The sequence below is a fragment of the Marinomonas alcarazii genome (genome assembly GCF_003208215.1).
GTDB classification, from domain to species: domain Bacteria; phylum Pseudomonadota; class Gammaproteobacteria; order Pseudomonadales; family Marinomonadaceae; genus Marinomonas; species Marinomonas alcarazii.
This window is the reverse complement of sequence record NZ_QKLW01000007.1, coordinates 77102-89333: the sequence shown is the minus strand read 5'-3', so window position 1 is coordinate 89333 and position 12232 is coordinate 77102. Positions and strand designations below refer to the sequence as shown.

General features: G+C 41.1%; 7 protein-coding genes. All 7 read left to right on the top strand.

What is annotated here, in order from left to right; translation table 11 throughout:
* Nucleotides 1–2: 2 nt before the first annotated feature.
* The 7 genes from DFP75_RS13895 to DFP75_RS13860 all read left to right on the top strand — a co-directional run bounded on the left by DFP75_RS13895 (nt 3) and on the right by DFP75_RS13860 (nt 12210).
* Complete coding sequence (locus DFP75_RS13895; RefSeq protein WP_110576653.1) at nt 3–1589, top strand: ATP-binding protein; 1587 nt, start codon at nt 3–5, stop codon at nt 1587–1589.
* A gap of 91 nt (nt 1590–1680) precedes the next feature.
* Nucleotides 1681–5196, top strand: a complete 3516-nt coding sequence (hsdR, locus tag DFP75_RS13890) for a type I restriction-modification system endonuclease (protein WP_110576652.1) — start codon at nt 1681–1683, stop codon at nt 5194–5196.
* A gap of 39 nt (nt 5197–5235) precedes the next feature.
* On the top strand, nt 5236–6804 hold the full coding sequence (locus tag DFP75_RS13885; RefSeq protein ID WP_110576651.1) for a class I SAM-dependent DNA methyltransferase: 1569 nt from the start codon (nt 5236–5238) through the stop codon (nt 6802–6804).
* Nucleotides 6804–8336, top strand: coding sequence for a restriction endonuclease subunit S (locus DFP75_RS18325; protein ID WP_146219962.1), 1533 nt, complete (start codon nt 6804–6806; stop codon nt 8334–8336). The genes DFP75_RS13885 and DFP75_RS18325 overlap by 1 nt, the downstream gene beginning before the upstream one ends.
* Complete coding sequence (locus DFP75_RS13870) at nt 8333–9133, top strand: DUF3800 domain-containing protein (protein ID WP_110576650.1); 801 nt, start codon at nt 8333–8335, stop codon at nt 9131–9133. The genes DFP75_RS18325 and DFP75_RS13870 overlap by 4 nt, the downstream gene beginning before the upstream one ends.
* Before the next feature lie 207 nt (nt 9134–9340).
* Nucleotides 9341–11059, top strand: coding sequence for an AAA family ATPase (locus tag DFP75_RS13865; RefSeq protein WP_110576744.1), 1719 nt, complete (start codon nt 9341–9343; stop codon nt 11057–11059).
* A complete protein-coding gene (locus tag DFP75_RS13860) occupies nt 11059–12210 on the top strand; it encodes a hypothetical protein (RefSeq protein ID WP_110576649.1) in 1152 nt (383 codons plus the stop codon). Before DFP75_RS13865 ends, DFP75_RS13860 begins: the two co-directional genes overlap by 1 nt.
* Nucleotides 12211–12232 lie beyond the last annotated feature (22 nt).

Sequence of the window (12232 nt, the reverse complement as noted above, 5' to 3'; positions counted from 1 at the left end):
GAATGGAACATTTTAAGGCTGAGTATTTACCTGCCGAATTAAGTGATTATGAAGGACACCCGCTGATCAATGCATTGCCACCAATTAACTCACCTGAGCAAACAGCGAAACTGATTCGACGTAAACCTGAGGTAAGAGCCGAAGAGATTGCCCTTCCTGCACATATTAGGCGACATGCCATGCTAAGAATAATGGATGGTTTTTTGTATCCAACTAAAGCTCATTTACAGCTTGAGCAAAGCATCTCATCTATGATTCGGCAGGGGTATTTGAGTCGTAATATCGCGAATAAAAGTTACCAAGAAACGCTCAATAAAACACGAAATATGCCACTACAATCAACCATTAGAAATGCAGGAAATGAAGCTCTTGTCAGTTCTGTAATAGGTTGCTCTGGCGCAGGGAAAACGACGGCAGTAGAAGCTATTTTAGCTGGTTACCCGCAGACTATTATTCATACCGAATATCAACATGTTCAGCTTGTGTGGCTAAAGGTTGAAAGCCCCCATGATGCATCAGTGAAAAGTCTTTGTATTAACTTTTTTCGTGCGTTGGATGTTGCTCTAGATAACGATGGCGAATACGAAAAGCAGTATGTAAGGTCTCGTTCTAATGTCGATATGTTGTTAGGTGACTTTGCAAGAGTAGCTGCGTTGCACTCTATAGGTTTGTTGGTAATAGATGAAATCCAACATTTAGATCGCTCTAAGTCTGGAGTGTCTGAGAAAATCCTACGATTTTTCGTTCAACTAACAAATACAATAAAACTTCCAATACTCTTTGTTGGTACGCCAAAGGCGTATGATTTATTTTCTCCAAGCATGCGTTCAGCAAGGCGTGCATCACAGTTTGGAAGTATTAATTGGAGTCGTTTCAATACCGCATCCAGAGCCGGTAAAAATAGCGAGTGGGATCGTTTTTTTGACCAGCTATGGTCACTTCAGTGGTTCAAGTCTCCTCAGCCAATGACAGAAAATATCCGAAGTCTTTTTTGGGACTATTCACAGGGGATTGCGCATGTAGCGGTAACGCTGTTTTATCTTTGTCAGACGAGGGCTGTAACAATTGGGCGTGAAATCATTGACAAAAAATTAGTGGATATCGTTTTTAACGAAGAGCTTCACATGATTCGACCTATGATTAGAGCACTTCAAAGTGGTCGAGAAGAAGAAATTCAAAAATATGCAGATTTGGAAATTCCTAGGTCAAATCTTATTCAAAGCTCCATAGTGCAAAGCTCTTCTGTTGAAGTGTTTGAATCTCAACCAACCGTAATTCGAGAGGACTCTAAGTTTTATCAACTAGTGAATATGCTAGAACAAATGGGAGTGGGTTCTGATATCGCACCTACCGTCGCAGAACAAGCGATTGAGGAACTTCCTAATGGTACTTTGTTTGATTTGGTTGCACACATTCGAAATTTAGAAGAAAAAGAGCCTTTAAAACGAGAAGAGAATAAACCTAAAGTTGTTAAGTTAACGCCAAAATATGTGGAAAATGATCTAAGGTTGATGGTGAATAGCAAAGGGGCTTCTTATAAAACGATGAAGCAAGAAGGTGTTATAGTGAACCTGCTTGATTACTTGTAAAGTTGAAACTGTTTAAACGATCTTTATAGGATCGAAACTTTCGATTACCCCCTGTTTTGATTATTGGATAAAGAACGGAAGCGATATAACAATGAAAACAACATCAAATTTTGCTTTTCTGGAAGAACATGATCCACTTTTTGTAGAGTTAGCAACGGGGGCTGAGCGCGTATTCTCTAGTGATCCTAACACTACCTTGATTAAACTTCGCCAATTGGGTGAAGCGATAGCACAGCACATAGCCTCATTGGTTGGCGTTGAATTTGACGAACAAACATCACAAGCCGACTTATTGTACCGACTGAACCGTGAGTTACAGTTCGAATCGGTAACTCGAGAATTGTTTCATACACTTCGTATTGAAGGTAATAAGGCTACTCACCAATTTAGAACCCAGCATAAAGAAGCTCTTGATGGGCTTAAAGTCGCTCGTGCATTGGCTGTGTGGTTCCATCAGTCCTTTGGCAAGCAAGGGGTCAATTTCAAGCCTGGTCCGTTTCTCCTACCTAACGACCCTAGTAGCCAGCTTCGTCAACTGCAAATAGAGATTGAAAATTTAAAGAATGACCTTTCCAAGGCGAATGTTGAACTAGATTCCAGCAAGCAGCTAAACGACTTAATTAATCAAGAAAAGTCTGAGTACGAAGCTTTGGCAGTGGCAATGGATGAAGAATCAAAGCAATTAGCTGACTTAGCAAAAAACCATGAGCAGGCTCTTACAGAGCAACGGAAAGAATATGAGTCTAAACTCCAGTCTTTACAGCAGCAGCTGAAACAACAGGATGAAAAGATTTCAACTCAGCAAAAGCAGCAAGTTTCAAATAAAACAAGAAGTGCAAGTCAGCAAATTATACTTAGCGAAGAACTTACTAGAATCCTAATAGATCAGCAGCTCACTGAATCTGGTTGGGTCGTCGACAGTCAAGACATTACTTATCAAAGTGGTGCTCGGCCAGAGAAAAACATTAATAAGGCCATTGCTGAATGGCCAACGAAATATAATGGTGAGAATGGTCGTGCAGACTACGTTTTGTTTATAGGTCTCACTCCAGTAGCGGTAGTTGAGGCTAAGAAAGAAAATACTAATGTTGCAGGTAAAATTGCTCAGGCGGAGCGTTATAGTAAAGGTTTTGTTGTTGAAGAAACCATGCGAGGGGCTTGGGAAGTCTCTGGACTAACAATAGCTTGGCCAGATGATTACGATGGCCATTATAAAGTACCGTTTGTATATTCTTGCAATGGACGCCCATATATTCCTCAGCTTGCCGAGAAATCCGGCACATGGTTTAGAGATGTTCGTGACCACAGTAATACAAAGCGAGCTTTACCTAAGTTTCATACGCCGATCGGTTTAATGGATCTGCTAAAGCGAAGTAAGACAGAAGCAGAGCAGACTCTTAGTAACGAAGGATTCTCTTATTTGAGACTAAGGGACTACCAAGAAAAAGCAATTTTATCTGTAGAAGCTGCCCTTTCTCAAAATGCGCGCGAAGCACTCCTTGCCATGGCAACAGGTACGGGGAAGACTCGTACCATTATTGGCCTGATGTACCGCTTTCTAAAATCCGAAAGGTTCAAGCGCATTTTGTTTCTAGTAGATCGGACAGCGTTGGGGCAGCAAGCAATCGATGCTTTTAACGAAGCGCCTCTCGAACAAAATCATACCCTGTCAAAAATTTATAATGTAGCCGAACTTGGAGATATGGCAGCTGAAGCGGAGACTCGAGTTCAGGTTGCAACGGTTCAGGCAATGGTGAAACGGGTCTTTATGTCTGATACGCCACCGCCGATTGATCAATTTGACTGTATAATTATTGATGAAGCCCATCGTGGTTATACACTTGACCAAGAAATGACTGAAGGTGAACTAGCAACAAGAGATGCTAGCCAATATTTATCTAGTTATCGTCGAGTATTAGAATATTTTGATGCGGTGAAAGTGGGTTTAACCGCTACCCCCGCTAAGCACACTAGTGAAATCTTTGGAAAGCCAGTATTTACTTATTCTTATCGGGAGGCCGTAGCTGAAGACTGGTTAATCGATCATGAGCCTCCAAAGCGATATGAAACTGAGCTAACTCAAAAAGGTATTAAGTTCGAAAAAGGAGCGACTGTTTCATCAGTTAATACCCAAACTGGGAAATTAGACTCATCTGAATTAGAGGATGAAATTAATTTCGAAGTTGATGCTTTCAATCGAAGAGTGATTAATGAAAACTTTAATCGAGTGATCTGCGAGGAACTTGTCCTCCAAGAGTTAGACCCCTTTGGTGATGAAAAGACCTTGATCTTTTGTGCTACAGATCTTCATGCCGATATGGTCAAACGTTTATTGGATGATGAGTTTAAAGCTACTTACAATGGCGATTACAACCAAGCTGCAGTCGCGAAGATAACAGGCCAAAGTGACAAAGTAGACCAGCTTATACGTCAGTATAAGAACGAACGTTACCCAAATATTGCCATTACAGTTGATCTACTGACAACAGGCATCGATGTTCCAAAAATATGTAACCTTGTATTTTTACGTAGGGTAAAATCGCGCATCTTATTTGAGCAGATGATAGGTCGAGCCACTCGTCGTTGTGATGACATTGGTAAAACAGTATTTCGCATCTACGACCCAGTTGATATTTATGCTGCGCTCAATGAAGTAAATACGATGAAGCCGTTAGTAAAAGATCCAAATGTTAGTGTAGAGCAATTGGTCGATGAATTAACGGATCCTGAGGTTCTTGGGCGAGCACTCAGTTCACCTGGCGAACAACAAGGCGAATCCCATGCAGACGTTATATTAAATCATCTTAGCCAGAAACTTATGCGAGTTTTGCGTAAAGCAGAGAAAGAGTCTGAATCTAAACCGGCCTTAAAGGAGAAACTAGAAGAATTAGAGCAGCTTTGGGGAGTTGAACCAAAATCCTTACATAAACATTTACGTGATTTAGGTCCTCAGCAGGCAGCTAATTTTGTGACTCAACACAGGGGCTTATTAAATCAATTGGCTGATGTAGCTTTATTGGTTGGTACTGACCGAATGCCTATCATTTCTGAGCATGATGATGAGATACGAGAGAGGGCGCAAAACTATGGTGCTCATAAACGACCAGAAGATTACTTAGATAGCTTCAATCACTTTATTAAGGAGCAACTCAACCAAAATACTGCACTTTCAGTTGTAGTCAAAAGGCCTAGGGACTTAACTCGCGAACAGTTGAAAGATATCAAACTTTTACTTGATGGTGCCGGATATTCAGAAGCAAACCTTCAATCCGCTGTTCGGAACCAGACGAATAAAGATATTGCCGCGAGTATTGTCGGCCATATACGCCGCGCCGCTTTTGGAGAGCCTTTAATTCCATTTGAACAGCGAGTCGCACAAGCAATGGATCGAATTTATGCTAGCCATCAATGGTCAGTGCCGCAGCGCAAGTGGCTAGATCGCTTAGCTAAGCAGTTAGTTCATGAAGTGATTATTGATAGAGAATTTGTTAATAGTCGTTTTTCTGATTACGGTGGAGCCAGACAATTTGATAAAATACTAAGTAATCAACTAGATACAGTCTTGGATGAGCTCAGTGACGCAATTTGGCCACAACAAAGTGCCTAAGCTTTTCCAATACTCAAGAAATTAACTAAGAGAACACTAATGACCAATAACGATATTGTACAGAAACTCTGGAACTTGTGTGACGTGCTACGTGATGACGGTATTAACTACAGTGACTACGTAACAGAACTAGTGCTACTGCTGTTTATAAAAATGGTGCATGAAAACACCGAGGCAGGCACGATTAAAAAGCACCCGTTACCTGAGGGCTGTCGCTGGACAGATGTAAGTGAGAAGTCAGGTATTAACTTGTTAAACGATTACAAACGCATTCTGTTAAGCCTTTCTACTGGCAAAGATGCCGATGGTAACGCTGTACATGACGATCAATTAATCAGCGCTATTTATGCGGACGCACAAACTCGTCTACGCGAGCCGCGTCATTTAGAGCAAATGATTAAAACCCTAGACCAAATTGATTGGTTTAGTGCAGCAAAAGATGGCCTTGGGGATTTGTATGAAGGTTTGCTTGAGAAAAATGCTTCCGAGACTAAGTCAGGAGCTGGTCAGTACTTTACTCCGCGAGCCCTAATTAACAGTATGGTACGTTGTATCAAACCGCAGGTTGGCGAAATTATTCAAGACCCCGCTGTCGGTACCGCCGGATTTTTGGTCGCTGCAGACCAGTATATGCGTGAGCAAACAGATGACTACATGGATTTAAGCGCCAAAGAAGCCGACTTTCAGAAAAACAAAGCTTTTATTGGAGTTGAGCTGGTTCCAAATACTCGACGCTTGGCCTTAATGAACTGCTTATTACACGGCATGGAAGGCGATGACGAAGGTGTTGTGCATTTGGGCAACGCCTTGGGTGATGCAGGAAAAGCTTTGAAATCTGCTGATATTATCCTTGCCAATCCACCCTTTGGTACCAGTAAAGGCGGTGAAGCCAGCAACACTCGTGAATTCACCTATAAAACCAGCAATAAACAACTGGCATTTTTGCAGCATATTTACCGCAACTTGAAAGCCGGTGGTCGCGCCGCCGTAGTCTTGCCCGATAACGTACTGTTTGAAGGCGGTGTTGGTACCGAAGTACGCCGCGACTTAATGAACAAATGCAACTTGCATACAATCCTGCGTTTGCCTACCGGTATCTTCTATGCTCAAGGCGTAAAAACCAATGTGCTGTTTTTTACAAAGGGATCAGCCAAAGACAAACACCAAGAAGAAAATTGTACCGAAAATGTCTGGGTTTACGACCTGCGTACCAATATGTCCAATTTTGGTAAACGAACTCCATTTGGTGACAACCATTTAGCGCCTTTCGAAGTGGTTTATGGCGAAAACGCTGATGGTACTAGTGTTCGTACTGAGGGCGAATATAGCTTTGGCGCTGAACAAATTGCGGTAGACAAACAAGCCGCAGTTGAAAACGAAAATGTTGACGACAAGCTATTGCATTCAAGATGGCGCTGTTTTAGCCGTGACTGGATCGCCGACACTAAAGGCGACTCGTTAGACATCAGTTGGTTAAAAGACAAAGACAGCGTGGATGCGGCTGATTTGCCTGAACCTGCGATATTGGCCATCGAAGCCAAAGACGAGCTCTCCGCCGCGTTAAGTGAAATTGATGAACTGCTAGCGGCGTTGGAAGGGGCGAATTGATGAGTGCTTTTAATTGTCCTGAAGGGTGGGTTTTAGTTGAGATTGAGAGTGTTCTTGCAGCTCAATCTGACGGTAAATTCGTTCATCAAGGGTGGAGTCCTCAATGTGATCGTGAATCTGCTGCTGAAAATGAGTGGGGCGTTTTAAAAACAACGGCTATTCAAGATGGATTTTATCTCGACTATGAAAATAAGCGCCTTCCTAAAGATAAAGAGCCAAAACATCGAATCGAAGTCAAAAAAGGTGATCTGCTAATCACAAATGCTGGTCCTCGTAATAGATGTGGCGTCATTTGTTATGTTAAAAATACCCGTAGTAAGTTAATGCTTTCTGGAAAAATGTATCGCTTGAGGTTTCCAGAGGAAGTTATATGTCCAGAGTATATAGAGTCTTGGCTTCGTACTTCGTTAATTCAAAAAGAGTTAGATGATCGAAAAACAGGTATTAGTGAAAGCGGTTTAAATATGACCCAGGCAAGGTTTTTAACTTTGCCAATTATGTTAGCCCCTCTAGCCGAGCAAAAAGTCATCGCCGATGATCTCGATACCCTGCTAGCAAAGGTGGAAACTACTAAAGCCCGCCTCGACCGCATCCCCAACATTCTAAAAAACTTCCGCCAATCCGTCCTTGCCGCAGCCGTGAGTGGGAAGTTGACAGAGGAATGGCGGGAAAGAAATAATCCAATTAACGTGACATTTAATCACATCAACGATGTAAAGCAGGCTCTAATTAAATCCAAGGTAATAAAAAAGGATTTAGATGTGGTGAAATCAGAGTCGGCAATTGGTTCACCAAATGATTGGTTGAATCTAAAACTGAAATCAATCGCTTCAAAAATCACAGATGGTGAGCATAAAACACCTAAAAGAGAAGATACAGGCCGATACTTATTATCGGCAAGAAATGTTCAAGATGGGTATATTTCTACTTCAAATGTTGATTTTGTAGGTGAAGGAGAGTTTCAGAAACTACGAAAGCGATGTGATCCAAATAAGGGAGATATATTGATTTCATGTTCAGGATCTGTCGGCAGAGTTTGTTTAGTGGATGAAGATGATAAATATGTAATGGTAAGAAGCGCTGCTCTAGTGAAATTTATGGATGAATTTATCCAGGGTAAATACTTAATGTATTACCTGCAATCTCCAGTTTCTCAAAAAGATATTGAGGAAAGCTCAAAATCAACGGCACAGGCTAATCTATTTTTAGGCCCGATAAAAGATTTAACTGTTGCCCTCCCTTCTCTTTCGGAACAAACCGAAATTGTCCGCCGCGTAGAAGAGCTCTTCGCCTTTGCCGATACCATCGAACAAAAAACCAATGCCGCATTAGAGCGAGTTAATAACCTTACTCAATCTATTTTAGCCAAAGCCTTCCGCGGAGAACTAACCGCCGAGTGGCGCGCTGCTAACCCTGATTTAATTACGGGTGACAATTCTGCCGAAGCCTTGCTGGAAAAAATCAAAGCCGAGCGTGATGCAATAAAAAAACAAACTAAGAAAAAGACCCAAGTAAAGAAGGCGAAGGTATGACAAGCTGCCCGCCACAAAAAGAGCAAACAGAATCGATTGGCCGGCAACGCGGGTTCAGTGATTTTGTGGTGTATGTGGATGAAAGTGGCGATCACAGTCTTACCTCTATTGATCAGGATTACCCGGTATTCGTATTGGCGTTTTGCATTTTCTACAAAGGGCACTATTTCTCACACGTTGTTCCTCAGCTTCAGCAACTTAAGTTTGACTACTTTGGTCACGACTTGGTGATTTTGCATGAGCATGAAATCCGTAAGGAAAAAGGGGAATTCACCACGTTCAAAAATAGAGTGGATAAAAATCAGTTCTTGGGGCGTTTGAGTGAAATAATTGATGGCAGTAATTTCATTCTTGCTTCCTGTGTGATTGAGAAGAATAAGATACGTAACCCAGATGAAGTGGGTAATCCTTATCATATAGCGCTCAAGCACTGCTTAGAAACCTTGTATGATCTGATTATAGAAAAGGGCCAGCAAGATCTGGAAACCCATGTCATTGTTGAGTGCCGAGGTAAGAAAGAAGACAACGAGCTCGAACTGGAGTTTCGCCGTATCTGTGATGGTGAAAACAAATATCAGAGAGATTTGCCTTTTAAGATTCGTATGGCATCAAAAACATCGAACTCGGCTGGATTGCAATTAGCTGATTTGGTCGCTAGGCCAATTGGTAGGTATGTGATCAATCCTGAACAAGCAAATCAAGCATTCAATATTTTGCAGAAGAAGTTTTACTGTGAAGGAGGAAGGTGTGCTGTTGGCAAACTTTATGATCAGTGGGGGCTAAAGCACTTTCCATAGGGCTCACTGACACTTAGAGTCAAATTTACTAAGCTTTAGATAGCGAAAAACCCCGATGATACTCACCGAGGTTTGAACGCCGACCGGGTACTCCCAATCCACTTGTGGCTAGTATAGTGGACAGTACGTGACCCATTCAAGAAGTTTTTAATATCATTTTGATATCAGAAATTTGAAATGTTCATCAGAAAAACTAGGACGTTGTTTGTGAAGTTACTCTCTTTCAAGTTAAGTGGACAGTACAAAGGGCTGAAAGATCAATCCTTTGATTTCTCACATGCTCAAGGCAATATCATTGCCTTAATTGGGCTAAATGGCTCAGGGAAATCACAGCTACTTGAAGTGATTGCGGAGTCTTTTGCTTTTTTGGAGCGTTTCAAGCGAGATGACTTCCTAGTGAAGACTTCACTAAGGTTTGGTTTTGAGCTTGTATACCAGTTAGATGAGAATACAAACCATAATATTGGTAGTGCTGGAATGCAATGTGGAGGAATAACTGCTGTTGTCGGAGGCGTTTCAAACCCTAAATTTAAGGTTACATTAGACGCGGGGTCTAAAGAACCTACGATGTCTATTTTTTATCCAAATAGTTGGTCTATCATTAGCTCAAAAGTATTAGAGCTCCCCTATGTTGTTGGGTATTCATCAGGTCAAAACGAAAATCTGCAGCGTAGTTTTATGAAAAATGCAGTTCAGTATTTTGAAATCCAGAGGTTGCGCCTGAAACATCGTAAACAGATGTCAGGGAAATTAGAGAGTAGCGAACGTGCGAAAATTAACCAATCATATTTAGATAAATACCCACACATTTTTTCTACTTCAGCTGCTGATGAGTTTGAGGTAGGAAATAGCCTTTCATTAAAAGAAGCAGCAACTCCTATTAGTAAATCGGTTTACTTAGACTATGACAGTGCAGGACTAATAGTGGCTTCACTGGCGATTATCCCTCATGATGAAATTAACTATCTGTTGAATGAAGTCACATTTAAGTATCCCACAAAAGTGGTTTTGCGTTATGACTTCTTAGGTGGCGTGACCGAAGAGGACGCAATAAAAGATGTTAAAATGTTCATGGACATTGCAGGCGTTCAAAATGTTCATTCAATTGGACAAAAAACCACAGATGAGCAATACGAAGTCTATTCCTTGGATTATTTAGCTGGGGAGATAGTTCTTGATTTAACCGACGATTCTGTATTGAGTGAACTTCGAGAACGGAACTATAGAGACCCATTCACACTATTTCAGCGTTTGTATAAGCTACAGCAGCTAGGAGTGAAAAATTGGCAGTATGCATCTCGCTTGAGTCTAAAGAAAGATGACTTTATTGGTACTGTAAAAAAGCCCCTCAAGACAAAACTACCTATTTTAGTTTCTGAGCTTATTTTATCAGATGGGAATGGTAGGTCTGTTTGTATGGATGACCTATCTGACGGAGAAGCTCAACTTATCGAAATACTTGCTACATCAAGAATTTTTTCATCTAAGGACACATTATTCTTATATGATGAGCCTGAAACACATCTGAACCCATCATGGAGAACATATTTTCACAGTCATCTAAGCAAGGCGATAGCGCCTAAGGAAGATGGCGAAACTCAGTCACAAGTGTTTTTATCAACGCACTCACCATTTATGGTGTCTTCTCTTAAGAAGGAAAATGTATTGTTCTTTAATCGTGATGATGAAGGGGTAATACATATGGGGCCTGTTGATAGTCAAACATATGGAGCCTCGTTTGAAGTTTTAATTAAACAACACTTTGGGTTGAAGTCGCTTATATCGCAGACAGTTGTTGAAGCTGTGAAAGAGTACCTTTCTCAGCATTCTGGACCAGAGGAGGAAGCTTTGACGATTGAATGGATTAAAGGGAATTTAGGTGACTCAATGGAGAAGGCGTATTTACTAAGGAAGTTACAAAGCTAATGTTGTTCCCATTGAATCCAAATACTCCTACTTGCAATGTATTTACTGTTTTAAATAATGAACTTCTTCATTTTCTAGAAGCAAGTATTCAAGCTAATGAATTTAGTGAAATGCTGTTTTCTCATTATCAGCATAATGGTCAACGATGCCGAAGTGTATGTTGGACAAACTCACCAACCAGAGAAAAATTTCGGGCACTCTGGAATGCTTTACCGATATGTCAACAAGGGAAGCAGGAACTATATGATCTTATTAATGGCTCTCAAGATATACAGGTTTACTTTAATGATTTAACCATTCAACTACCTACATTAGGGAGTGAAGACCTTTTCGAAGCTTTTAAGACGCTGACAAGTTACTTATTCACTGACACCATTAAGCGAAAAAGTGCACGTGACGAGGCAAACAGTAATATCCATCAGCACTTTCAAGAATACAAAAGAGTTAATTCAGATAGTCAGTTATGTTATCTGTGTGGTACAGCGCTATTGTCTCATGATAGAAGCGGCTTGATGGATCATACTCAGTGGCGAGGAGACTATGACCATATTCTTTGTCAAGATAAATACCCGATTTATTCTATTCATCCTGGAAATTTCATTCCCACTTGTCATATTTGTAATAGCAAAGCAAAAGGAGCTAAAGATGTTCTAAGGTGTGATGCAGGGCGTCGCAGAACAGCCTTCTACCCTTTGCCACCATCGCAAGAATCTTGCTATCAGTATACAAGTATAGAACCAACCTTTAGACAGTTGACTGAACTTCACGACGGGGAGTGGCAAGACCCAATAGCAGCAGCTTCAATTATGTTTACAGGTGCATCAGTTGATATCGCTGCAAAAATTAATGTTTGGAAGGAAGTGTATCAAGTGCCAGGTCGTGTTGAGAACCATGTTATAACCCATTTTTGTGAGCGAATTGCCTCTGACCTGATGCCTCGAGATTTTAATGACTTTTGTAATCAACTAACTCGGTATGCACAACAAATACCTCTTGACCTTAAAAAGTCAGAATGGCGATGCTGGTGGTATCGTGTATATGAATCACTAACAAATTTAGACCAAGAGCAACTACGTGATGTATGGTCACTTATTGAATGGAAGTTAGAAGCGGCTGATCAGCAAAACATGCGAGACTCTTTTGGTATTTGAGTAATACTTCTAAGCGTTTGAT